General features: G+C 64.9%; 21 protein-coding genes and 1 pseudogene. 13 read left to right on the top strand and 9 right to left on the bottom strand.

What is annotated here, in order from left to right; genetic code table 11:
- Positions 1 to 75: 75 nt before the first annotated feature.
- From LRP30_RS23325 to LRP30_RS23310, 4 genes and pseudogenes are all read left to right on the top strand, one after another.
- Positions 76 to 300, top strand: a pseudogene (locus tag LRP30_RS23325) (division plane positioning ATPase MipZ); the annotation flags it as partial.
- Positions 301 to 643: 343 nt separating this feature from the next.
- Positions 644 to 1,504, top strand: a complete 861-nt coding sequence (locus LRP30_RS23320; protein WP_249756433.1) for an alpha/beta fold hydrolase — start codon at positions 644 to 646, stop codon at positions 1,502 to 1,504.
- Positions 1,505 to 1,636: 132 nt separating this feature from the next.
- Positions 1,637 to 2,383, top strand: a complete 747-nt coding sequence (locus LRP30_RS23315; protein ID WP_128941298.1) for a VWA domain-containing protein — start codon at positions 1,637 to 1,639, stop codon at positions 2,381 to 2,383.
- Between the two features lie 78 nt (positions 2,384 to 2,461).
- Positions 2,462 to 3,187, top strand: coding sequence for a DnaJ domain-containing protein (locus LRP30_RS23310; RefSeq protein ID WP_128941299.1), 726 nt, complete (start codon positions 2,462 to 2,464; stop codon positions 3,185 to 3,187).
- 224 nt (positions 3,188 to 3,411) lie between these two features.
- On the opposite strand, the gene LRP30_RS23305 is transcribed toward LRP30_RS23310, so the two are convergent.
- Positions 3,412 to 5,247 (bottom strand): D-alanyl-D-alanine carboxypeptidase, encoded by a 1,836-nt coding sequence (locus LRP30_RS23305; RefSeq protein WP_249756432.1) that lies wholly within the window; start codon positions 5,245 to 5,247, stop codon positions 3,412 to 3,414.
- Positions 5,248 to 5,635: 388 nt separating this feature from the next.
- Between LRP30_RS23305 and LRP30_RS23300 the strand changes: the two genes are divergently transcribed.
- From LRP30_RS23300 to clpA, 3 genes are all read left to right on the top strand, one after another.
- Positions 5,636 to 5,974 (top strand): phasin family protein, encoded by a 339-nt coding sequence (locus LRP30_RS23300; RefSeq protein WP_024341049.1) that lies wholly within the window; start codon positions 5,636 to 5,638, stop codon positions 5,972 to 5,974.
- A 608-nt stretch (positions 5,975 to 6,582) separates the two neighbouring features.
- Entirely contained in the window at positions 6,583 to 6,915 is a 333-nt protein-coding gene (clpS, locus tag LRP30_RS23295; RefSeq protein ID WP_164934959.1) for an ATP-dependent Clp protease adapter ClpS, read from the top strand.
- A gap of 300 nt (positions 6,916 to 7,215) precedes the next feature.
- Positions 7,216 to 9,624 carry an ATP-dependent Clp protease ATP-binding subunit ClpA gene (gene clpA / locus LRP30_RS23290; protein ID WP_128933285.1) on the top strand — a complete coding sequence of 803 codons (2,409 nt, stop codon included), beginning with the start codon at positions 7,216 to 7,218 and terminating at the stop codon, positions 9,622 to 9,624.
- A 71-nt stretch (positions 9,625 to 9,695) separates the two neighbouring features.
- On the opposite strand, the gene LRP30_RS23285 is transcribed toward clpA, so the two are convergent.
- From LRP30_RS23285 to LRP30_RS23270, 4 genes are all read right to left on the bottom strand, one after another.
- Complete coding sequence (locus LRP30_RS23285) at positions 9,696 to 11,117, bottom strand: MFS transporter (RefSeq protein ID WP_249756431.1); 1,422 nt, start codon at positions 11,115 to 11,117, stop codon at positions 9,696 to 9,698.
- Between the two features lie 184 nt (positions 11,118 to 11,301).
- Positions 11,302 to 12,327 (bottom strand): aldo/keto reductase, encoded by a 1,026-nt coding sequence (locus LRP30_RS23280; protein WP_249756430.1) that lies wholly within the window; start codon positions 12,325 to 12,327, stop codon positions 11,302 to 11,304.
- A 114-nt stretch (positions 12,328 to 12,441) separates the two neighbouring features.
- A complete protein-coding gene (locus tag LRP30_RS23275; RefSeq protein ID WP_249756429.1) occupies positions 12,442 to 12,732 on the bottom strand; it encodes a hypothetical protein in 291 nt (96 codons plus the stop codon).
- A gap of 50 nt (positions 12,733 to 12,782) precedes the next feature.
- Complete coding sequence (locus tag LRP30_RS23270; RefSeq protein WP_128941303.1) at positions 12,783 to 13,739, bottom strand: helix-turn-helix domain-containing protein; 957 nt, start codon at positions 13,737 to 13,739, stop codon at positions 12,783 to 12,785.
- A gap of 195 nt (positions 13,740 to 13,934) precedes the next feature.
- On the opposite strand from LRP30_RS23270, the gene LRP30_RS23265 reads away from it, so the two are divergent.
- A complete protein-coding gene (locus LRP30_RS23265) occupies positions 13,935 to 14,951 on the top strand; it encodes a carbon-nitrogen hydrolase family protein (RefSeq protein WP_128947083.1) in 1,017 nt (338 codons plus the stop codon).
- 28 nt (positions 14,952 to 14,979) lie between these two features.
- Positions 14,980 to 16,017: a phenylacetaldoxime dehydratase family protein gene (locus LRP30_RS23260; protein WP_249756428.1), complete on the top strand. Its 1,038-nt coding sequence runs from the start codon at positions 14,980 to 14,982 to the stop codon at positions 16,015 to 16,017.
- A 4-nt stretch (positions 16,018 to 16,021) separates the two neighbouring features.
- On the opposite strand, the gene LRP30_RS23255 is transcribed toward LRP30_RS23260, so the two are convergent.
- The gene (locus LRP30_RS23255) at positions 16,022 to 16,660 is read right to left on the bottom strand and encodes an HAD family hydrolase (protein WP_249756427.1); all 639 of its coding nucleotides are present in this window, start codon (positions 16,658 to 16,660) and stop codon (positions 16,022 to 16,024) included.
- Between the two features lie 89 nt (positions 16,661 to 16,749).
- Between LRP30_RS23255 and LRP30_RS23250 the strand changes: the two genes are divergently transcribed.
- The 4 genes from LRP30_RS23250 (at position 16,750) to tsaA (ending at position 19,538) form a co-directional block, all read left to right on the top strand.
- Positions 16,750 to 17,703: a lytic transglycosylase domain-containing protein gene (locus tag LRP30_RS23250; RefSeq protein ID WP_249761817.1), complete on the top strand. Its 954-nt coding sequence runs from the start codon at positions 16,750 to 16,752 to the stop codon at positions 17,701 to 17,703.
- A gap of 224 nt (positions 17,704 to 17,927) precedes the next feature.
- The gene (locus LRP30_RS23245) at positions 17,928 to 18,668 is read left to right on the top strand and encodes an AzlC family ABC transporter permease (protein WP_249761816.1); all 741 of its coding nucleotides are present in this window, start codon (positions 17,928 to 17,930) and stop codon (positions 18,666 to 18,668) included.
- The gene (locus LRP30_RS23240; protein WP_249756426.1) at positions 18,665 to 19,015 is read left to right on the top strand and encodes an AzlD domain-containing protein; all 351 of its coding nucleotides are present in this window, start codon (positions 18,665 to 18,667) and stop codon (positions 19,013 to 19,015) included. The genes LRP30_RS23245 and LRP30_RS23240 overlap by 4 nt, the downstream gene beginning before the upstream one ends.
- A gap of 31 nt (positions 19,016 to 19,046) precedes the next feature.
- Entirely contained in the window at positions 19,047 to 19,538 is a 492-nt protein-coding gene (gene tsaA, locus LRP30_RS23235; RefSeq protein ID WP_091889533.1) for a tRNA (N6-threonylcarbamoyladenosine(37)-N6)-methyltransferase TrmO, read from the top strand.
- A 208-nt stretch (positions 19,539 to 19,746) separates the two neighbouring features.
- On the opposite strand, the gene LRP30_RS23230 is transcribed toward tsaA, so the two are convergent.
- The 3 genes from LRP30_RS23230 to LRP30_RS23220 all read right to left on the bottom strand — a co-directional run bounded on the left by LRP30_RS23230 (position 19,747) and on the right by LRP30_RS23220 (position 22,425).
- Positions 19,747 to 20,175 (bottom strand): HIT family protein, encoded by a 429-nt coding sequence (locus LRP30_RS23230; protein ID WP_249756425.1) that lies wholly within the window; start codon positions 20,173 to 20,175, stop codon positions 19,747 to 19,749.
- A 60-nt stretch (positions 20,176 to 20,235) separates the two neighbouring features.
- Positions 20,236 to 21,477, bottom strand: coding sequence for a GNAT family N-acetyltransferase (locus LRP30_RS23225; protein ID WP_249756424.1), 1,242 nt, complete (start codon positions 21,475 to 21,477; stop codon positions 20,236 to 20,238).
- A 201-nt stretch (positions 21,478 to 21,678) separates the two neighbouring features.
- Positions 21,679 to 22,425 carry a glycerophosphodiester phosphodiesterase gene (locus tag LRP30_RS23220; protein ID WP_249756423.1) on the bottom strand — a complete coding sequence of 249 codons (747 nt, stop codon included), beginning with the start codon at positions 22,423 to 22,425 and terminating at the stop codon, positions 21,679 to 21,681.

Here is a 22,425-nt window from a genome sequence, read left to right as displayed (position 1 = left end):
TCGCGACACTTGCGGACCACAGACGAAAGCTCGCGTCGCGATTCATGATGAAGAACGGCGCGCTGCAATTTGCATGAATTCTTCCCGCGCGGCCTGACCGCCCTCGACGAGATCGACGAGGCCACGCTCGGCATGCGCCCCAATCTCGGCCATCTCACCGCCCGGGAGGAAGTGACGAGCCTGCTCCGCCAGCTCAAGCTGCCGCTCGACGAGCGCGGCCGCCGCCGCGCCGCCAACCGCGCCGAGTGGTTCAGCCAGGTCGACAAGCCGCTCGAGGTCCACGACATCCTCGGCGCCTAAGGCAGCGGTATATCGCTACTTGCAGTCAATCCCAGCGGCCGCTTGTCGCGGGAACTCAACCCGCGTTCCGCCGTTTTCATCCTGGACTTACCTGTGCAATCGAACCCAATCGCCACTGGTTGCGTCGGATAGTGGCCTGCACCTAAAGTGGCCGTATGAGGACAGGGTGCCCAACAAACGTGTGCGACGCACAATGAAAGGGCTGCCGGTTCACAATATTTAGCCTTCCTGTCACGCTGCTGTGACATATATTAGCGAATAGGCGACAAGGGGACGAAGAGCCCCGGAAGAACACGATTTTCAACAGGGATCAGGCCGCAAGAGCCTGCGGCTGAGGACAAAAATGAAGCGTGGAATTGCCGTTCTGGTTTCAGTCAGTGCCCTCTGCGGCATCGCCTATTTCACGGCGAGCAAGTGGGCCATCAAGCACGAGACCATCACCTTCTACGACGCTTCGCGCGACAATCGCCCGGTGCCGGTCGACATCGCGGTGCGCCGCGACAAGGAAATGCAGGCCAATGCCGGCATGATCACGCTGCCGGTCGCCGTGATCAATCACGGCAATACGGTCAAGAATACCGAGTACGGTTTCCTCGCCAACATCTTCGCTGCGCGCGGCTACATGGTCGTCAGCCCGCAGCATGATTTGCCGACCGATCCTCCGATGGTGACCAAGCCGGGCGAGCTCTATGTCGGCCGGCTGCCGCAGATCCTGCGCGGCGTTGCCAACATTCATCTTGCCATGCAGGAAATGAAGAAGGTCCAGCCGAACGCCGACTACGACAAGGTGACCATGGTCGGTCATTCCATGGGCGGCGACATCTCGATGTATTTTGCCAAGCAGTATCCGGACGAGGTCAAGAAGGTTGTCACCCTCGACAATCTGCGGGTTCCCTTCGTCACTGCCGGCAAGTTCAAGATCCTGTCGTTCCGCTCCACCGATCCGCAGTTCAAGACCGATGCGGGCGTGATCCCCACGGACGAGGAGTGCGAGAAGGCGGGCATTCAGGTCGTGAAGACCGAATTCCAGCATAATGACATGCGGGACACCGGTCCGGACGTCGCCAAGAACTCGATCCAGGGCATGCTCGACAAGTTCCTGAGCGCGACTGACAGCGAGATTGCGCCAGTCGACACGCAGTCGTCCCCGCCCAAGATTCTCGAGCCCGGTCCGGTCGCATTGATGGCGCCTGCCAAGAGCTGACGCCTCCCTCATCATCGGCACTCATCGGCATCGATTTCAAAGCCTCCGCCGGCGTAAGCTCGCGGAGGCTTTGCACATTGACCGGGCTCTGTGTGCGCGCCACATTAATCGCCCACGCATGGTTGAGCAGCGATGTCGGGCGAACCCATCAAGCCGCGCGGTGATGCCGTCTCGACGAAGGCCGGCGGCGCGGTGCCGCAGGCCGGGACGTCGACCTCGGAGGACATTGCCGCCTTCGTCACCAAGGCGCGTGCGCTGTCGCCGCATGCGCCCGGCGCGAAGGGGCGGCTGATCTTCGCGCTGGATGCGACGATGAGCCGGCAGCCGACCTGGGACATGGCCTGCGCGCTCCAGGCCGACATGTTTCGCGAGACCGCGGCGCTCGGCAGTCTCGACATCCGGCTCGTCTACTATCGTGGCTTCAACGAATGCCGCGCGACGGCGTGGATCTCCGACAGTGCCAGGCTTGCGACGCTGATGAGCAAGATCGATTGCCGCGGCGGCGACACCCAGATTGGCAAGGTGCTGAGCGAGGCCCGGCGCCAGGCGGTCGCCTCCGGCGTGCGGGCCGTCGTCTTCGTCGGCGATGCCATGGAGGAGAAGGCCGATGAGCTCTGCGCCAAGGCCGGCGAGCTCGGCATGCTCAAGGTGCCCGTGTTCGTGTTTCAGGAAGGCCATGACGCGGTGGCCGAGCGGACCTTTCGCGAGATCGCGCGCCTGACCGGCGGTGCCTGGTGCCGGTTCGATCCGGGCGCGGCGGCGCAGTTGCGCGAGCTGTTGCGGGCAGCGGCGGCTTACGCTGCCGGCGGCCGCGAAGCGCTGCTACAACTGGCGAAGAGCGCGAGCGGCGCAGCAAAGCTGATCGGACAGATGAAGTAACGCTTCAAGCAGGCTGCGACCCGCTGCGGCCGTGGACGCGATGCATTTTGCCGGGAGGGCGACTATATTATTCCGGCCATGACCCTGATTGCCGGCGCTGTCGCTGTTATCACGCTCTATCTGCTGCTCCAGACGTTCCGCTCTGCCAATCCGGCGGCGTTGGCGCGCGCCATCAAGTTCGGTGGCGGCGTGGTGGCGCTGGCGGCCGCAGCGTTCACGGGTCTGCGGGGCGAATTGGTCGTCGCGATTCCGCTCGGAATCTTCGGCGCCGGGCTGCTCGGCTGGACACCCCTGGCCAACGCCGGCTTCGGCAATGTCGGAGGGCTGTTCGGCGGCGGCGCGACGCGCCCGTCCGGACAGGCCTCGCGGGTGCGCTCGCAATTCCTGGACATGCGGCTTGACCACGACACCGGCCAGTTGACAGGCCAGATCGTTGCCGGACCTCATGCCGGGCGCGACCTCGGCGAGTTTGATCTCGCCGGCCTGCTGGCGATGGTGCCGGCGTTCGACGCCGAGAGTGTGGCCTTACTTGAAAGCTATTTGGACCGCCGGTTTCCCGCTTGGCGTCAGGACGCGCAGCGCGATGCGGCAGGGCGGCAGCGCCGCACGGCGACGAGCGGCAAAATGACGACGGAGGAAGCCTATCAGATCCTTGGCTTGCAGCCGGGCGCGGGGCGCGACGACATCAGCAGGGCTCACAAGTCCCTGATGAAGAAACTCCATCCCGACCAGGGGGGCTCGACGTATCTCGCTGCCCGTGTAAACGAGGCCAAGGATACTCTGCTTCGTACGCATAACGGCTAACTCCGGCACCACGCCACAAACGCCCGTACCGCGTGAGCTCCGCTTGCTCCGTTTGCCGTCGCCCGATGCCCGCCATTGTCGGCGTGGTCGATCCCTTGAGGAAAATCTTAACCGTAAATCCTTGACGAGAGGTTGTCGCGGAACTGGCTTCTGCTCACCGCACGTTCGAAAACAAAAATGCCCGCGCAAAAGCGCGGGCATTTGTTCGGAAGCGGTGGAGGAGATCAGTTGCGCACGGTGATGCAGGAGATCTCGGCGCGCTTCAGGGTACGGCAGACGGCTTCGGCCTGGTCGCGCTCGAGCCCGGCGAAGCGGGCACGGTAGAGCTTGCGATTGTCCTTCGCGACGACCGGTTCGGTGAACGGATCGGCCTTGCTGAGCAGGCCGCGGGCCGAACTGCGGGCGGCGTCGATGCGGTGCTGGGCTTCGGTCTCGCTCTCGAGCGCGCCGACCTGGACGATCCAGCCGCTGTGGGTGACGACCGGCTTGGTCGTGGCGCTCATCTGGATCGGCTGCGGCGCCGGATCGGCGGAAGCAAGCTTCGGAGCGGCGGGGGCCGGCGCGGCGGCGCTTGCGGCCGGCAGCACCCCCAGGATGCCGTTGCCGGTGCCGAAGCCCGCCGGCTGCCGCGGCAGCTCGGTGCGGGCGATCTCGGCCTTCGGCGCCTCCGGTTGGCTCGCGACCTCAGGCTTGTTGATGAGATCGGCCCGGGCGACGACGGCGCCGGAGGTCTCCGCGACGTCAGACCGGGACGGAATGGTGTTCGTGACTGGCGGCGATACCTGGGCCGGGGCGGCGGAGGCGACCTTCATGGCGCCGGCCTTGACCTGCACCGTCTTGACCCGAACCGGCTTCATCGGCTCGGACGAGCCGGGGATGATGGACAGCGGCTGGCTCGAGATCACGCCGTTGGTGAGCGGTGCCGGCTCGATCTTGGATTCAGTCGGGCGGACTTCAGGCTTCGGCTGAGACGGCGGCATCGCGGCAGTTGCAGCGGCCAGCGTCGACAGACGCGCGGCAAGGCGGGACGGGGCGGCCTCGGGAGCAGGGGCGGCCGCGGGCTGAACCTGCGCCACGGGGCGTGCCGGGGTATCGGATGCGTCGGCGACGTCGGCATTGGCGTCGGCGCCGTTACGCTCGGTGACGGCAACGACTGTATGGGTGGTCGCGCCCTTCTCGAGATTTTCCGCGAGCAGGTTGCGCATGATGGCATCGCGCGAGCCGCCGCTGCGGCCGCCGAGCACAACGCCGATCAGGTGGCGATTGCCGCGGCGCATCGAGCTGACGAGGTTGAAGCCGGAGGCGCGGGTGTAGCCGGTCTTGATGCCGTCCACGCCCTCGACATTGCCGAGCAGGTGATTGTGGTTCCGGATCGACTGTCCACGCCAGTTGAACGAGGCGGTCGCGAAGTAGCGGTAGTAGCGCGGGAAGCGCTCCTGGATGGCGCGGCCGAGCGTGGCCTGGTCGCGTGCCGTCGTTACCTGCTCGTCGTTCGGCAGGCCCGAGGCGTTGCGGTAGACCGTCTTGGACATGCCGAGCGAGCGTGCCTTGCGCGTCATCATCTGCGCGAAATCGTCCTCGTCGCCGCCGATCGCTTCCGCGATCACCACGGCGGCGTCATTGGCGGAGCGCGTCACGAGGCCCTTGATCGCGTCCTCGACGCGGATGGTCTGGCCAGGGCGGAGGTTGAGCTTGGTCGGATCCTGGTCGGCGGCATGCTGAGACACCGGCATCTCGGTGTCGAGCTTCAGCTTGCCGGACTCGAGGCGCTCGAACAGCAAATAGAGCGTCATGATCTTGGTGAGCGAGGCGGGGTGGCGCAGTCCGTCGGGGCTGGTCGACTGCAGCACCGCGCCGGAATTGCCGTCGACGATGATGGACGCGAATTTCGGGCTGGAGCTCTCGGACACATCGCGCTGCACCCGGTGGTGCGCGTAATGGCGCCGGTGGCGCCGCGCTTCGGCAGCATCGGTGGTGAAGATGACTGCGGTGGTGACCGTAAGCAGCCCGAAAACGCCAACCCGCGCCAAGCGCGAGGAAGACAAGTTGTTACGAAGCATGGAACCCCGTCCCCGTTTCTGACTTGATCACCGGCTCGTGAGGCGAAATTGTGCCCAATGGACCCGGGATCATTACCTGCTCAGGCTGCCCCTCCGCTGGTGTCCGCCGCGGGAAACGTTGGGCCTGAGCCGCTGTTCTGGCTAAGGTGATGTTCTCAAACGGCTTTTGACCGCCTGCGGAAGTGAACACGTCCAGGGAATCAGGGTAGGGGGCCGCGGTTTCCAAAAGCTTAAGGAACCCTTGCGGGAAACCCCGGGAATCTCAGCGATTTGGATCTAGTTTTGTGCGTCGCACAAGATTCTTGACTTTTTTGTGCGTTGCACTAATTGTGGGCAGAGTCAGGGAGCCGGGGCTTCCCGACGAGAGCCAGGGAAAAAGGATTCCGACATGTTCAAGGTTGAAGACTTTCAGAACTACGGGAAAGAGCAGTTCGAGCAGTGCGTCGCCTCCGCGACGTCGGTGCAGCACGGCCTCCAGGCGATCGCGAGCGCTTATGGCGACTACACCAAGAAGTCGTTCGAAGACACCAAGTCCTTCGTCGAGAAGCTCTCCGGCGTGAAGTCGCTGGACAAGGCCATGGAAGCGCAGACCGATTTCGCCCGTTCCGCCTACGAGACCTTCGTTGCTGAATCGCAGAAGATCGCCGGCCTCTACAGCGACCTCGCCAAGCAGGCGTTCAAGCCGGTCGAGACCATCGTGTCGAAGTTCACCCCGGCTGCGAACTAACGCTTTCTGGAAGTCCTGGAATGAAAAAAGCCCGGCATCAGCCGGGCTTTTTGTTTGCGCGAGATGAATTCGTCAGAGTGCCGCATCGATCGTGACGCTTGCCGACCTGCCGTTGTCGCAAAGCTGGAGACGTCGAACGCGACACGGCCCGATCTCGCGCCACGCACTCGAGCCCTTGGTAAATTGGACCGTAGAAAACCGGAGATGTGCCGTGCGCGAAACGTCGCGGCCGCATGGGACGGTCGGGTTCCTGGTCAACACGTTCCAAATGGGCGCCACGGAAAATTTTGTCAAACCGGTCCGGATTGACTAACCTTGGTGAGGATCACCGGGCCGGGAATCGGGACCGCCGCGGCAGCATCGGCCGGACCGTTGCATGCTTGCGGCGAGCCGGGGGCAGGGCCATATTGCTATCGACCGATCCGGTTTGGACCGGATCGGTCGGAGGCGGCGATTCAGAAAGGCGGCGCGCCTGTGCGAGGCTCCGAAGTGCTGAGCTGCGCCGCAGACCGTCATTCGCTTCCGTGGGGAATTTGAACGCCTGTGCCATGCCGCAACTGACTTCCAGACTCGACCTGTCCGCGGTCACCGCCGCCTACGCTCCCCGGATGAGCAACGATGAGAACCGTTCGGGCGGCCCTTCCGGGCCGAACACGTCGGTCATCACCAAGGTCAAGCCGAAGACCAAACGGCCGAACCTGTATCGTGTGCTGATCCTGAACGACGACTACACGCCGATGGAATTCGTCGTCCATGTGCTGGAGAAGTTCTTCCAGAAGGACGTCGAGGCGGCGACCAAGATCATGCTGCACGTCCATCATCACGGCATCGGGGAGTGCGGCGTGTTCACCTACGAGATCGCGGAGACCAAGGTGACACAGGTGATGGATTTCGCCCGCAAGCACCAGCATCCGCTGCAATGCGTGATGGAAAAGAAGTAAGACGCCTTACGGCGCGTTGAAGCCGGCTCCCTTGTAGTGGCGGTGTGATCGTCGCCTGAGGTCTGCGCGCGACATCCCTTCCAGCCGGCAGCAACGGAATTTTGTGCCGGCGCCGATCCCGCCCAAATCGGAACGGGTTTTGCATCGAGAATACCGTAATCGAGAATACCGCAGGTGTGCAGCCGCCAGAGTCGCGGAACCGGTCTTTTGCCGCGATCTTGTATAACTATATGTGACAAAGGTTGTTGTTGCCTGACCGGGCGATGACGATCATGATGGTGGGGGCCATAGAGGACGCGAATGCCGACTTTTTCCCAAAGCCTTGAACAATCCCTGCATCGTGCGCTGGCGATCGCAAACGAGCGTCATCACCAATACGCGACGCTCGAGCATCTTTTGCTCTCTTTGATCGATGACTCCGATGCAGCCGCCGTCATGCGCGCCTGTAGTGTCGATCTCGACAAGCTCCGCACGAGCCTCGTCAACTATCTTGAAACCGAATTCGAGAATCTGGTGACGGATGGCGCCGACGACGCCAAGCCGACCGCCGGTTTCCAGCGCGTGATCCAGCGCGCGGTGATCCACGTGCAATCGTCCGGTCGCGAAGAGGTGACCGGCGCCAACGTGCTGATCGCGATCTTCGCCGAGCGCGAGAGCCATGCCGCGTATTTCCTGCAGGAGCAGGACATGACGCGCTATGACGCGGTCAACTACATCAGCCACGGCATCGCCAAACGGCCGGGCGTCTCCGAGGCGCGGCCCGTGCGCGGCGTCGACGAGGAGACGGAGACCAAGGGCAACGAGGACGCCAAGAAGAAGGGCGAGGCGCTCGAGACCTATTGCGTCAACCTCAACAAGAAGGCGCGCGACGGCAAGATCGATCCGGTGATCGGACGCAATTCCGAGATCAACCGCGCGATCCAGGTGCTGTGCCGCCGGCAGAAGAACAACCCGCTGTTCGTGGGCGAAGCCGGCGTCGGCAAGACCGCGATCGCGGAGGGTCTCGCCAAGCGCATCGTCGACAGCGAGGTGCCGGAGGTGCTGGCGGCCGCGACGGTGTTCTCGCTCGACATGGGCACGCTGCTTGCCGGCACGCGCTATCGTGGCGACTTCGAAGAGCGTCTGAAGCAGGTGCTGAAGGAGCTCGAGGCGCATCCCAACGCCATCCTGTTCATCGACGAGATCCACACTGTGATCGGTGCGGGCGCGACGTCGGGTGGGGCGATGGACGCCTCGAACCTGCTCAAGCCGGCGCTGGCCTCAGGCACGATCCGCTGCATGGGCTCGACGACCTACAAGGAATATCGTCAGCACTTCGAGAAGGACCGCGCGCTGGTGCGGCGCTTCCAGAAGATCGACATCAATGAGCCGACGGTCGAGGACGCCATCGCGATCCTCAAGGGTCTCAAGCCGTATTTCGAGGACTACCACCGGCTGAAATATACCAACGAGGCGATCGAGGCCGCCGTCCAGCTCTCCTCGCGCTACATCCACGACCGCAAACTGCCGGACAAGGCGATCGACGTGATCGACGAGTCAGGTGCGGCGCAAATGCTGGTCTCCGAGAACAAGCGCAAGAAGACCATCGGCATCAAGGAGATCGAGACCACGATCGCCTCGATGGCGCGGATCCCGCCGAAGAGCGTGTCGAAGGACGATGCCGAGGTGCTCAAGCATCTCGAGCAGACCCTGAAGCGCACCGTGTTCGGCCAGGACAAGGCGATCGAGTCGCTCGCCGCCTCGATCAAGCTGGCACGCGCGGGCCTGCGCGAGCCGGAGAAGCCGATCGGCTGCTACCTGTTCTCCGGACCCACCGGCGTCGGCAAGACCGAGGTCGCCAAGCAACTCGCGGCCGCGCTGGGCGTCGAGCTCCTGCGCTTCGACATGTCGGAGTACATGGAGCGTCACACCGTGTCGCGCCTGATCGGCGCGCCTCCCGGCTATGTCGGCTTCGACCAGGGCGGCCTGCTCACCGATGGCGTCGACCAGCATCCGCATTGCGTGGTACTGCTCGACGAAATCGAGAAGGCGCATCCAGACCTCTACAACGTGTTGCTCCAGATCATGGATCACGGCCGGCTCACCGACCACAACGGCAAGCAGGTTAACTTCCGCAACGTGATCCTGATCATGACCACCAATGCGGGCGCAGCGGATCTCGCCAAGCAGGCGTTCGGGTTCACCCGCTCCAAGCGCGAAGGCGACGACCACGAGGCGATCAACCGGCAGTTCGCGCCGGAATTCCGCAATCGCCTCGATGCCATCGTCTCTTTCGGCCATCTCAGCGTCGAGGTGATTGGCACGGTCGTGGAGAAGTTCGTGCTTCAGCTCGAGGCGCAACTCGGCGACCGCGACGTCACAATCGAGCTGTCCGAGGAGGCCAAGGCCTGGCTGATCCAGCACGGCTATGACGAGCAGATGGGCGCACGTCCCATGGCCCGCGTGATCCAGGAGCACATCAAGAAGCCGCTGGCCGACGAGGTGCTGTTCGGCAAGCTGAAGGGCGGCGGCCACGTTCGCGTCGTTCTGGTCAAGGACGAGGCCGACGAGACCAAGGAGAAGATTGGCTTCGAGTTCGTCGAGGGCCCGGTCACGCCGAAGCAGGAGAAGCTGCCCGGCGCCCGCAAGCGTCCGCCAGGCAAGTCCAAGCCGGGCGGTCCCGGCGGCTCCAAGGGGCCGACCTCGAAAGGGCCGCTGGTCAAGGTCTGACTTGCGCGCGATGAGTTGAAAAGGCCGGCTGAAAAGCCGGCCTTTTTGTTGCTCGCATCACCGTAGCGGCTTCATTCCCCCCGCAGGCGCTGGTCGTCCTGCACGCGGACTTGCTCGGCGCCGCGCGCGCCCGCGGGCGACAGCCGTAGCATGCTCAGCACCGCGCCGCAGAGTGCAAAGCCGACACCGGCGAGCAGCGCCAATCGGGTTCCGTCGATCGGATAGCGGCCGAGCAACAGCGCCACCAGCGCCGCGCCGGTGGTCTGGCCGAGCAGGCGTGCCGTGCCCAGCATGCCGCTGGCGCCGCCGGCGCGCTCGCGCGGGGCCGCCGCAATCATGGTGCGGTTGTTGGGGGTCTGGAACAGGCCGAAGCCGGCGCCGGCCAGTGCCATGCGCCAGATCACGTCGAACGGCGTCGGGCTAGCGGGCAGGAAGGCGAGCGCACCGAGGCCGCAAGCGAACAGCGTGAGCCCGATGCCGCCGAGCAGGCCGGCCGGATAATGCTCGACCAGGCGGCCGGCGAGGGGCGCCGCGAAAGCCACCGCGATCGGCCAGGGTGTGATCAAGAGGCCCATATGCACGGCCGAATAGCCGAAGCGGCTCTGGAGATAGAAGGGGATGGCGACGAAGGCCAGCATCTGCCCGCAGAACGATGCGATCGAGGTCGCAATCGACAGCGCGAACACGGGGATGCGTAACAGGTCGACCGGCAAGAGCGGCGAGGTCATGTGGGTTTCGCGATAGATCAGCAGCGCGCCGGCGATGATGGCGATGGCGAACTGCACGAGGCAGGTGATCGCGGCCTCCCCATGACCGACGCTATCGACGGCGGCGATGCCGACGCCGAACGTGATCGCCGATAGCCCCGCGCTCTGCCAATCGAAGGAACGGCTCGCTCGCTTGGTGTGCGGCAGGCTGCGCAAGCCGATCAGCAATGTCGCCGCACCGAGCGGCACGTTGATGGCGAACAGCCAGGGCCAGCTTCCGACCGCGAGGATGCCGGCGGCGAGCGTCGGTCCGACCGCGGCCGAGAAGGCGACCACGAGCGCGTTGAGCCCGATGCCGCGGCCGAGCTGGCTGCGCGGATAGGTGAAACGCACCAGCGCCGCGTTGACGCTCATGATGCCGGCCGCGCCAAAGCCCTGGATGATGCGCGCGATCGTCAATAGCGGCAGCGTATGTGCCAGCGCGCACAACGCGGATGCGAGCGTGAACAGCGCGAGCCCGACCAGATAGACGCGACGATAGCCGACGATCTCGCCGAGCGAAGCCAGCGGCAGCAGCGAGATCGTGATCGCGAGCTGGTAGCCGTTGACGATCCAGATCGAGAAGGCCGGGCTCGCATCGAGGTCGGCCGCAATCGTCGGCAGCGCCACGTTGGCGATGGCGCTGTCGACCACCGCCATGATGATGCCGAGCGCAATGGTCAGCACCGCCTGGCTGCGTTGTGGCTGCGGCAAGCCGTCGGCATGCTCGATCGGGGCGGACGACATGATGGAGGCGCGGTTGATTCGAGCCGTAATTCATCTCCGAACAGGAAATTGCCCGATCGACAGCAACCCGTCAGGACACCGACAGTTCCCCCGCCGGAGCAGGGCTTCCGCCATGAAAAGACAGGGGTCGGAACGCGCTTTCACGAAAGCTCAACAGCGCGCAGTCATGGCAATTGGCCGGCTTCTACACCGCCGGCGGATTGCGGTCGGTGAATGTCGTGCGCTGGTGCCAATAGGGATAGGGCAGCGTCACCTTGCTCGCGGCATCGAGCTTTGCGACCTGGTCCTTGGTCAGCGACCAGCCGACCGCGCCGAGATTTTTGCGCAGCTGCGTCTCGTTGCGCGCGCCGATGATCAGGGTCGAGACGGTCGGACGCTGCAGCAGCCAGTTGAGCGCGATCTGCGAGACGCTCTTGCCCGTCCCCTTCGCGACCTCGTCGATGGCATCGACGACCCGATAGACGTGCTCGTCCGGCACGGGCGGGCCGAAATCGGCGGTCTGGGGCAGGCGGCTGACGTCCGGCTTGGGCTGACCCCGGCGGATCTTGCCGGTGAGGCGGCCCCATCCGAGTGGCGACCAGACCACGGCACCTAAGCCCTGGTCGAGACCGAGCGGCATCAGCTCCCACTCGTAGTCGCGACCGATCAACGAATAATAGGTCTGGTTGGCGACATAGCGCGGCAAGCCATGCTTGTCGGCGACGGCGAGCGACTTCATCAGGTGCCAGCCCGAAAAATTCGAGACGCCGACGTAGCGGATCTTGCCGGCACGCACGAGCACGTCGAGGGTCGCGAGCACCTCTTCAGGTGGGGTGAAGGCGTCGAATCCATGGAGTTGGAATAGGTCGATGTAGTCGGTGCCGAGCCGGCTCAGCGAACCGTCGATGGCCGCGAGCAGATGCTGGCGTGATGATCCGATGTCGTTGGCCCCGTCGCCGAAGCGGAAGCTTGCCTTGGTCGAGACCAGGACCTTGTCGCGGCGTCCCTTGATGGCTTCGCCGAGAACGCGCTCGTATTCGCCGAGCGAATAGACATTCGCGGTATCGAACATCGACACGCCGGCATCGAGGCAGATATCGAGAAGCCGCCGCGCTTCGGTCGCGTCCGTCGTGCCCCACGCGGCGAGGCGGCCGACGCCGCCGAAGGTGCCGGTCCCAAGACTCAAGGCAGGCACCATGAGGCCTGACCGGCCCAAGCGTCGGTATTCCATCGATATGCTCCTCGGCTGGTCGCTGATTGATCACTGCGGCCTGGTGGCGAGGATAGTGCAAGCAGGCGCCGCGTCCTATCACGCGCTCACATACCGGCCTTGCTTGGGAATGGCCTAATCGTGCAGGCGCATGTCGTCGAACGCTGCATCGGCAACGCGCGAGCCGGGTGTCTTCACCAAAGATTGAGCTTCGAGCCTTGTTGCGGGTGAGGGCAAGCACGCGGGTTCGCTGTCACGCGTTTGCCGCGGCAGCAGCGTCAGGCTCCAGCCCACCAGGACCAGCACTGCGAGCCGGATCGCGATCACACTCAGCAACAGCTCCATTCCGCTTATGGTGGCGTGAGTCCTCATGCGTGCCAGCTTGATGCAGGTCACGAGGCAAGACAATTTGGAATTGGCGAGCATGGCCTTCGCTGGAAGCGAAGGCTCGAGCTGATAGCTGATTGCAAGGGACGTCAGTGCCGCAACTGGCTCTGCCGGAAGTCGCGCGGCGACATCCCGAAATGCTCGCGGAAGACACGGCCGAAATGCGAGAGGTCGTTGAAACCCCAGGCGAAGGCGATCTCGCTGATGTGGCGATGGGCGAGCACGGGCGAGGCGAGGTCGCGCCGGCATTGGGCGAGACGTTCGGCCAGCACGTGGCGCTGGAACGAGATGTCCTCGTCCGCGAGGAGATCGTTGACGTAGCGCGGCGAGATGCCGAGCGCGGCCGCGGTCTCCGCGAGCGAGAGCTCGGGATCGGCGAGATGCGCGCGGATGTGCGCTTTCAGCCGGTAGAGCAGGGCGGAGCGATGGGTCGAGGATGGCAGCGATGTCTTGCCGAGCCGTTCGCCCAGCGCCATCGCAAGGAGATCGACTGCCTGCTCCGACAGCGCGACCGCGTTGTTCGGATCCAACCGGTCCGCGCTCTGGCAGAGCCTGATAATAAAATCATAGGCGAGCCGTTCGAGCGGTGCGTCAGCGCCGAACGCGATCGCGGTCAGCGCCTCGGTGCCGCCGAGCCGGCGCTGCAGCATCTCACGCGGCACCTTGAAGATGGTCTGCGTGAAGCTGTGGTTGAACTTCAGCTCATAGGGCCGCGTGGTGTCATACAGAGCGAACTCGCCGGGATGGATCACGGTCTCGCGGCCATCCTGCACCACGCCGCCGTCGCCGCGATTGCCGAGCGCGACCAGGACGAAATCCTGATCAGAGCGCGCGATGCGCGAGGGTGTGCGGAACACGTGCTGGCGGTCGGAGCAGACCTCGGAGCACACGGCCCTGCCGAGCGAAGCCTGCGTGACCGAGCCGTGAAAGGCGCTGCCGAGGTCCGACTTGCAGTCGAGCCCGACGAAGACGTCGCAGACGATGTCCTGCCAGAGAGCAAGCCGCCGGTAGCCGGGGCTGCCGTCCGTCGTGAACTGGACTGGCATCTGAGGAGCCTCCCTTTCACATCCTGCAAAATCGTCTGTTGGCGGATCCAGCCTGCCCGGAGGCAAATCCCATACCGGTCGGTGGCCGCGTCCAGTCGAGTTTTTGTTCCGCCGTGGTCGAGCGCCCGGCCGCCCGGCTTGGCTCAATAGACTGCATCGGACGTGGCTTCCGATCAACCGGCAATGGAGGCGGGAATGGGCATCGAACATCCGAGATATAAGGTAGCAGTGGTGCAGGCGGCGCCGGCCTGGCTCGACCTCGACGCCTCGATCGACAAGTCGATCGCGCTGATCAGAGAGGCCGCGGAGAAGGGCGCCAAGCTGATCGCCTTTCCCGAGGCGTTCATCCCCGGTTACCCCTGGCATATCTGGATGGACTCGCCGGCCTGGGCGATCGGCCGCGGCTTCGTGCAGCGCTATTTCGACAATTCACTGTCCTATGACAGCCCGCAGGCCGAAAAGCTGCGCGAGGCCGTGCGCAAGGCAAAGCTCACCGCCGTGATCGGCCTGTCCGAACGCGACGGTGGCAGCCTCTATCTGGCGCAATGGCTGATCGGACCCGACGGCGAGACCATCGCAAAGCGCCGCAAGCTGCGGCCGACCCATGCCGAGCGCACGGTCTATGGCGAAGGAGATGGCAGCGACCTCGCCGTGCATGCCAGACCCGACATCGGCCGTCTCGGCGCGCTGTGCTGCTGGGAGCATCTCCAGCCGCTGTCGAAATACGCGATGTACGCCCAGAACGAACAGGTGCACGTCGCGGCCTGGCCGAGCTTCTCGCTCTACGATCCCTTTGCGCCGGCGCTCGGGGCCGAGGTGAACAATGCGGCTTCGCGCGTCTATGCGGTGGAAGGCTCCTGCTTCGTGCTGGCGCCTTGCGCGACGGTGTCGCAAGGAATGATCGACGAACTTTGCGACCGGCCCGACAAGCATGCGCTGCTACATGCCGGCGGCGGGTTTGCCGCGATCTACGGGCCCGACGGCAGCCAGATCGGCGAGAAGCTGGCGCCGGACCAGGAAGGCCTCCTGATTGCCGAGATCGACCTCGGCGCCATCGGCATCGCCAAGAACGCCGCCGATCCCGCCGGGCACTATTCGCGGCCCGACGTGACGCGGCTCCTGCTCAACAACAAGCCGTACAAGCGGGTCGAGCAGTTTGCGCTGCCGGTCGACACCGTCGAGCCCAAGGATATCGCCGCGGCGGCGAGCTGATCGTCGGCGTCGAGAGGAGGACACGATAATGGAATCCGCAATTCCTCTGCATCTCGAGGCCCCGCGCACGCGCCACAAGCGCGTGCCGGACGACTATCAGCCGCCATATCCGTCGTTCGTGGCGCGCTACAAGCCTGCCGTCGGCCGCGTCGTGATGGCCTATTTCGGCGTGCAATATCACGGTGGGGCGCCGGCGGCGACGGACGCGTTGAAAGAAATCGCAGGGCTCTTCGCTGCGGAGAACGGTCCATCACATTGGGACCGCGCGCATTATGTCGACCGGTCTGGTCATGAGAACGTTGTCTCGGTGGCCTATTGGGACGATGTCGCGCGTTTCGATGCCTGGTTCGCACCGGCGCGCGAGGCCTGGACCGGACGACAGCGAGACGGCATCGGCACCTTCATCGAGGTGCTGCGGCCCATTGTGGCGCGGCACGAGACGCTGTTCTCCTCGCCTGACCGGCCCGAGGGTGTAGCCGCAATCGCCGGCGGCATGAGCGGCGAGGTGCAGGAGCACGCCTATTGGGGCGGCATGCGCGACCGTATCCCGCTGTCTCAGACCGACGCGATGGCGCCCGGCGGCGCACCGGAGCTGATCCGCGACGGCGCGCGGCTGCGCGTCGTGGCGCACGACAATCTCTGCCTGATCCGCTCCGGGCAGGACTGGAGCGATACCGAAGCGTCCGAGCGCAAGCTCTATCTCGACGACGTCGAGCCGGTGCTGCGCGAGGGCATGGATTTCCTGCGCGACGACGGCCTCGGCATCGGCTGCTACGCCAACCGCTACATGCGCGTGCTCGCGGCTGACGGCAGCGTCAGCGAAAAGTCCTATGGCCAGAGCTGGTGGAAGAGCCTCGCTGCGCTCGAACGCTGGGCGGAGTCGCATCCGACCCATGTCAAGATCTTCGGTGCGGCGATGAAATATCTGTCGACGCTCGGGCCGTCAGCCAAGCTGCGGCTCTATCACGAGGTGACGGTGGCCGCTGCCGACGAGCAGTTCTTCGAATATCTGAACTGCCATCCGAAGACGGGCATGCTGGCGGCGGTGGAGACTGTCGGCGCCTGACAGGCTAGGTCACGCAATGGCCGAGCAGCTCGGGATGTGCGGCGCAGATGTGGTGCGCGCCGGCCTCCTTTAGCTCGGCCTCGCTGCCATAGCCGTAGAGCACGCCGATGGCGGTCATGCCGTTGGTGCGGGCACCGACCACGTCATGGCTGCGATCGCCGATCATGATGGCGCGCTGCGGATCGACGCTGGCCTCGTCGAGCGCATAGCGGAGCAGGTCGCGCTTGTCGACGCGGGTGCCGTCGAGCTCGGAGCCGAACACGCGTTCGAAATACGGTTTCAGGCCGAAATGATCGACGATGCGCGTGGCGTAGACCGCAGGCTTGCTGGTCGCCACGAACATGCGCTGACGTGTCGCTGCGAGCGTCGACAATGTGTCCGTAATTCCGCTGTAAGCCTCGTTCTCGAACAGGCCGATGTCGCTGAAGCGCTCGCGATAGAGCAGGAGCGCGCGGTCAGCGAGTTCATCGGTCCCGGTGAGCTTCTTGAGGCTGGCATGCAGCGGAGGGCCGATGCACCAGGTCAATTCGTCCTCGCTCGGCACCAAAACGCCGAGCCGTTCCAGCGCGTACTGGATCGAGCGGGTGATCCCGGGCTTCGGGTTGGTCAGCGTGCCATCGAGATCAAAAAAGATTGTCACCATCGGAGCGGGACCTGCGTTGATACTGCCGCTCGTTGCTAGTTGGCTGGGGTTCCAAGTCAAGGTCCGAATTGTCCGATAGCGTCAATGCCATGCGAATAGCTCGGGTTATCGCTGTCTTGTGCCAGACCCTCGTGCTGTCGCCGGCGCTGGCGGAGGAGGCGCCTTCGTCCGTCGTGCCTCCGAACGCCGAGGAACCCGCGAAGCCGGCGGAGAAACCGAAGGACGCCCGCGAGAGCGACACGCGGGAGTCGCTCTGCCTGATCATCGAGGCGGCGGCGCGCGAGGCCAATCTGCCGCTGGAGTTTTTCGCCCGCGTGATCTGGCAGGAAAGCCGCTTCCAGTCCGATGCGGTCGGACCGGTGACCCGCAACGGCGAGCACGCACAAGGGATCGCGCAGTTCATGCCGGGCACTGCAAGCGAGCGCGGGCTGCTCAATCCGTTCAATCCGGTGCAGGCATTGCCGAAGTCGGCGGAGTTCTTGAACGAGCTGCGCAACCAGTTCGGTAATCTCGGCCTCGCGGCGGCCGCCTACAATGCGGGCCCGCGGCGGGTGCAGGAATGGCTCGCGGGCACGGGACCGATGCCGGAGCAGACCCGCAACTACGTCTTCGCCATCACCGGCACGAGCGTCGATGCCTGGGCCAAGGCAGGCAGCACCGGCAAGGGACCGCCGAGTTCACCGCCGACGAGCTGCCGCGATCTCATGGCGTTGCTCAAGCGCGCGCCCAACCCGTTCGTGGCCGAACTCGAGCAGCATGTCGAGCTTGCCGCCGCAAAGGTCTGGGGCGTGCAGCTCGCCGCTGGCTTCGACCGCAACAGGGCGCTGGCGATGTATTCCCGCGCGGTCACGCGGCTGAGCGCGGTGATCGGCGACCGCGATCCGAGCTTGCTGAGCTCAGTGATGCGCAGCCGCGGCACACGCGCCTTCTATCAGGTGCGCATCGGTGCCGACACGCGCGCCGAGGCGGATGATCTGTGCAATCGTATCCGCAAAGCGGGCGGTGCGTGCTTCGTGCTGAAGAACCGCGGTGTGAGTGGGTAGGGCTTGTCATTCGGGGCGCGCCTCTTGGCGCGAGCCCGGAATCCATCGGGCCGCAGAGATCGTGGTGAAATGGATTCCGGGCTCGCGACTTTGTCGCGCCCCGGAATGACGTCGGCGGGTGCCCCGCGCCACGTGCGCATGCCAGCCCCGCCGCGGGCTTTCTTGACGTGCGTCGCCGTATCGCCCGTTATGAGGCACGATTCCTCTCCTCGACCAAACCTCCCGTGGCGCTCCCTCCGCTCGATTCACCTCAATGGCAAAGCTCCTGGCGTGCCTTTGCGTGGGGGCTGCGCTCGATCACGCAGACGATTCTCACCATCGTGCTGTTCGTGACCTATCTCGGCATCGGCGCGCTCGCCCACGACACCCATTTCAGCCTGCTCTGGGCGCTCGCCTCGACGTTGTTCGTCTGGGCGGGTCCTGCGCAGATTATCCTGATCACCACGCTTGGCTCGGGTGCCACCATCATCCAGTCGGCGATCGCGGTCACCGTTAGTGCCATCCGCCTGTTTCCGATGGTGGTCTCGGTGTTGCCCTTGATGCGCACGCCGACGACGAAACGGCGCGAGCTGATCTTCGCCGCGCATCTCACCGCGGTGACGCTGTGGGTCGAATGCCACCGCTTCCTGCCGCTTGTGCCGCGCGAGCGGCGCATCGCCTTCGTCCACGGGCTCGGCTGTGGCTTGGTCTCGGTGTGCCTCTGCGCCAACACGGTTGGTTATTTCCTCGCCGCCAATCTGACGCAGACGCTTGGCGCGGCGATTCTGCTGCTGACCCCGCTGTCGTTCCTGTTCTCGACCGCACGCAATAGCCGCGAGGTCGCTGATGTCGTCGCATTGACGCTCGGGATCTTGCTCTATCCGCTGGCGGCGAAAATGAACTCGGGCCTCGACATCCTGGTCAGCGGCGTCGTGGCTGGCACGATCGCCTATGGCGTGCATTGGTGGCGGGAGGTGCGCGCATGAGCTTTTCGCAGCTCATCGGCGACTGGCATGCGCTCGCCGTGCTCTTCGTCGCCGGCGTCGTTCCCAACCAGATCTGGCGCATGCTGGGCCTGTGGTTCGGCGGCGGCATCGACGAGGGCTCCGAGTTGCTGGTCTGGGTGCGGGCGGTCGCGACCGCGATCCTGGCCGGCGTCATCGCCCAGATCGTGGTCGAGCCGCCAGGGGCGCTTGCCAGCGTGTCGGATATCTTGCGCTATGGCGCGGTGGGAGCGGGGCTCGTCGTCTTCCTGCTGACCCGCCGCTCGATCTTCGCGGGCGTGGTCACGGGCGAACTCTTCATGCTGGCCGGCAAGTGGTGGTTGGGCTAAAACCGCCGGCGAACAGCAAGGAACAGGAAATATGGTTCGCGAACAGGAGCTCCGCGAGGGCGAGGTCGCCATCGAGCTGCCGCCCGCAGAGGATGCCGGCCTCGTCTTCATCGGCCGCATCCGCACGCCCTGGACGTCGCGGCTGGAGACGCCGCGGCAGGGGCGTCACGACGGCCCGGTGTGCCGGCTCGAAATATTCGAGCCGTTCGTGCCGGCCATCAAGGGCGTCGATTTCTACAGCAACCTCGAAGTGCTCTACTGGCTCGACAAGTCGCGCCGCGACATCATCCTGCAGAGCCCAAAGAACAACGAGAAGACCCGCGGCACCTTCTCGCTACGCTCACCGGTGCGGCCCAATCCGATCGGCACCTCGATCGTGAAGCTGGTCGGCATCGAGGGCAATGCGATCCTGGTGCGCGGACTCGACTGCCTCGACAACACGCCGCTGATCGACATCAAGCCGGACCGTTGCGAGTTCACGCCCTTGGCGGCCCCGCAGAAGGGCGATTTCGAGACGGAGTGAAGTCTCTCCTCCGTCATTGCGAGGAGCCCTTGCGACGAAGCATCCACCGTCTCCGCGGAAGCAGTCTGGATTGCTTCGCTTCGCTCGCAATGACGAGGAGGAGCCATCGTAGCCCGCATGGAGCGAAGCGGAATGCGGGGACAGTCCCGGATTGCGCTTCGCTCCATCCGGGCTACGGGGCGCGCCCCGGAATGACGAGCGGAGAGATCTACCCCGCCTTCAACGCCGCCATCAGCTTGGCTGCGTGCTGTTCCAGCACCTTGGTGTCTTCCTTGCGGCTCGCGGGCGGCAGCATGGCGACACCGTCGCGGCGCGGCATCACGTGCATGTGGAGATGAAACACCACCTGTCCGCCGGCGGGCTCGTTGAACTGCTGCACGGTGATTCCGTCGGCCTCGAACGCCTTCATCGCGGCCGCCGCGATCTTGTGCGCGCCGCGGGCGACATGGGCGAAGTCGTCCGGTCTGATGTCGAGGATGTTGCGGGCAGCGGCCTTCGGGATCACCAGCGTGTGGCCAGGCACGCGCGGCATGATGTCGAGAAAGGCGAAGACGTGCTCGTCCTCGTACACCTTGTAGCAGGGCAGCTCGCCGCGCAGGATCTTTGCGAAGATGTTGTTGGTGTCGTAGGCGGTCATGCTAGCTCCTCGGCGGCTCCTCGAGATTTTGCGCTTACTGTCACCAGCCATCGCGAGGCGTCAAGACGCCTCGTCGGCGCCTTTGCGGAACGGGCCGAGCTCGGCGAGCTCGCGTCCGGCTTCCGCAACATAGGCGCGCTCGCGCTTGAGATAGTCGTCGATGGCGCGCCGCAGGCCCGGATCGGCGATGAAGTGGGCGGAATAGGTCGTCTTCGGCAGATAGCCGCGTGCGATCTTGTGCTCGCCCTGCGCGCCGGCCTCGACGTGCCGGAGGCCGCGCTTGATGGCGAAATCGATCGCCTGATAGTAGCAGACCTCGAAATGCAGGAACGGATGATGCTCGACCGCGCCCCAGTTGCGGCCGAACAGCGTGTCCGAGCCGATGAAGTTGATCGCACCCGCGATCCAGCGATTGTTGCGGCGGGCCATCACCAGCAGCACGTCCTCGCTCATCGTCTCGCCGATCAGCGAGAAGAACTCGCGCGTCAGATACGGCCGGCCCCATTTGCGCGAGCCGGTCTCCATGTAGAATTCAAAGAACGCGTCCCAGGCATCCTCGGTGATGTCTTTGCCCGTGAGCCAGTGGATAGTGATGCCGGCGGCGAGCGCATCGCGTCGCTCGCGCTTGATCGACTTGCGGTGGCGCGAGTTCAGCGTCGCCAGAAAGTCATCGAAGCTCGCAAAGCCGTCATCGTGCCAGTGGAACTGCTGGTCGGTGCGCTGGAGGAAACCGTGCTTGGCGAGCAGCTTCCATTCGGTCTCGCGGGCGAAGGTGACGTGCACCGAGGAGGCCTTGCTGACCCCGCACAGCGCCACCAGCCCGCTCGCCAGGGCCTCGCTGATCCGCTCGCGGTCGACACCGTCGCGGACCAGCAGGCGCGGTCCCGTTGCCGGCGTGAAGGGAACCGAGACCTGGAGCTTCGGATAGTACCGTCCGCCGGCCCGCTCATAGGCGTCCGCCCAGCCACGGTCGAAGACATATTCGCCCTGCGAGTGCGACTTGAGATAGCAGGGCACAACGCCGGCGACGTGGCCGTTGAGCTTGGCCACGAGATGCCGCGGTCCCCAGCCGGTGCGGATCGTCGCTGAGCCCGATTTCTCAGCGGCGGAGAGAAATGCGTGTGAGACGAACGGGTTATAGGCCGTCTTTAAGAGACCGGCGGAATCGCCTGGAAGGGCGGATGAGGTTCCCGTGCCATTCCCATTGCAAGCCTTGCCGGGATTGGCGCAGGCGTCCCAATCCTCCGGTGCCACTTCGCCAATCGAAGGTACGGCCTCGAGCGTGATTTCGGATGATGCCATCGTCCCCAAGATCGTGCATTGCAGCAGCGACTTCAAGGGTGGGGAACGCCTCTCTCGTGCCCCGGACGCAGCGCAGCGCTCCTTCAGCAGGGCGCTGCAGCGCCGGGGCCCATGTGGCAGCACGTTCGCGGGGGGATGGGTCCCGGCTCTGCGCCGCAACGCTTGGAGCGTCCGGACACGAGCGCGTTCGCATGCCGTACCCTACGGCACGAACCCCTCGAAGATCATCTGATCCGCATATTGACCGACCCGCGTCCGCTGCTCCGGCGTGCGCACGGTCCAGCCGAGCAGGGCGCAGCCGAAGACGTTGCGGGCAATCCAGGGGGCGGGGGCCGGCAGATGGTCGACTTTGAACGCCACGAAGTGGGGCTGGGTCTGGAAGCCGTGACGCAGGTACAGCATGCTGTCGCGCTGCGCCTGGGTCAGCTTGGCCCAGTACTCGTCCTCATAGGTCCGCTGCGCGACGATGCCGCGCGGGCGGGAGCGCAGCAGCTCGCGTAGCGCCAGCACCTGGTCGGGATCGAAGGACATGCCGACAGCGGGACCGTCGTAGGATGCCAGCACCTCGGCCATCCGCTTCACCAGCTTGCGGTCGCCGCCAAAATGGCTCTTCACCTCGATCACCAGCGGTACCCGGCCGGCGACCAGGGCGCAGAGGTCGCCGAGCGACATCATCCGCTCCGGCGTGTCCTTGAACTTGATGGCTTTCAGCTCGGCTGCGGTCTTCTCGATCACCTCTCCGGTGGCCTCGGTGAGGCGGCCGAGCGCATGGTCGTGATGCACCATGGCCTCACCGTCGGCGGAGAGCTGGATATCGACCTCGATCGAAAAATTGCCTGCGATTGCGGCCTGGACCGCCCCCGGCATGTTTTCCACGATGCCGCGCGAAATGTCATGCAGGCCGCGATGGGCGACCGGCCGGGCTGTCAGCCAATCCGGAGCGCGCAT

The organism is Bradyrhizobium sp. C-145 (assembly GCF_023375135.1).
GTDB lineage: Bacteria > Pseudomonadota > Alphaproteobacteria > Rhizobiales > Xanthobacteraceae > Bradyrhizobium > Bradyrhizobium zhanjiangense.
This window is presented reverse-complemented; position numbering and strand designations above follow the sequence as displayed.

Coding starts and splice junctions, on each gene's coding strand:
- tsaA (WP_091889533.1), top strand. CDS start 19,047: ATGGTTCGCGAACAGGAGCTCCGCGAGGGCGAGGTCGCCATCGAGCTG.
- clpS (WP_164934959.1), top strand. CDS start 6,583: ATGAGCAACGATGAGAACCGTTCGGGCGGCCCTTCCGGGCCGAACACG.
- LRP30_RS23305 (WP_249756432.1), bottom strand. CDS start 5,247: ATGCTTCGTAACAACTTGTCTTCCTCGCGCTTGGCGCGGGTTGGCGTT.
- LRP30_RS23230 (WP_249756425.1), bottom strand. CDS start 20,175: ATGACCGCCTACGACACCAACAACATCTTCGCAAAGATCCTGCGCGGC.
- LRP30_RS23310 (WP_128941299.1), top strand. CDS start 2,462: ATGACCCTGATTGCCGGCGCTGTCGCTGTTATCACGCTCTATCTGCTG.
- LRP30_RS23285 (WP_249756431.1), bottom strand. CDS start 11,117: ATGTCGTCCGCCCCGATCGAGCATGCCGACGGCTTGCCGCAGCCACAA.
- LRP30_RS23280 (WP_249756430.1), bottom strand. CDS start 12,327: ATGGAATACCGACGCTTGGGCCGGTCAGGCCTCATGGTGCCTGCCTTG.
- LRP30_RS23250 (WP_249761817.1), top strand. CDS start 16,750: ATGCGAATAGCTCGGGTTATCGCTGTCTTGTGCCAGACCCTCGTGCTG.
- LRP30_RS23255 (WP_249756427.1), bottom strand. CDS start 16,660: ATGGTGACAATCTTTTTTGATCTCGATGGCACGCTGACCAACCCGAAG.
- LRP30_RS23300 (WP_024341049.1), top strand. CDS start 5,636: ATGTTCAAGGTTGAAGACTTTCAGAACTACGGGAAAGAGCAGTTCGAG.
- LRP30_RS23315 (WP_128941298.1), top strand. CDS start 1,637: ATGTCGGGCGAACCCATCAAGCCGCGCGGTGATGCCGTCTCGACGAAG.
- LRP30_RS23275 (WP_249756429.1), bottom strand. CDS start 12,732: ATGCTCGCCAATTCCAAATTGTCTTGCCTCGTGACCTGCATCAAGCTG.
- clpA (WP_128933285.1), top strand. CDS start 7,216: ATGCCGACTTTTTCCCAAAGCCTTGAACAATCCCTGCATCGTGCGCTG.
- LRP30_RS23240 (WP_249756426.1), top strand. CDS start 18,665: ATGAGCTTTTCGCAGCTCATCGGCGACTGGCATGCGCTCGCCGTGCTC.
- LRP30_RS23320 (WP_249756433.1), top strand. CDS start 644: ATGAAGCGTGGAATTGCCGTTCTGGTTTCAGTCAGTGCCCTCTGCGGC.
- LRP30_RS23265 (WP_128947083.1), top strand. CDS start 13,935: ATGGGCATCGAACATCCGAGATATAAGGTAGCAGTGGTGCAGGCGGCG.
- LRP30_RS23225 (WP_249756424.1), bottom strand. CDS start 21,477: ATGGCATCATCCGAAATCACGCTCGAGGCCGTACCTTCGATTGGCGAA.
- LRP30_RS23220 (WP_249756423.1), bottom strand. CDS start 22,425: ATGCGCGCTCCGGATTGGCTGACAGCCCGGCCGGTCGCCCATCGCGGC.
- LRP30_RS23260 (WP_249756428.1), top strand. CDS start 14,980: ATGGAATCCGCAATTCCTCTGCATCTCGAGGCCCCGCGCACGCGCCAC.
- LRP30_RS23270 (WP_128941303.1), bottom strand. CDS start 13,739: ATGCCAGTCCAGTTCACGACGGACGGCAGCCCCGGCTACCGGCGGCTT.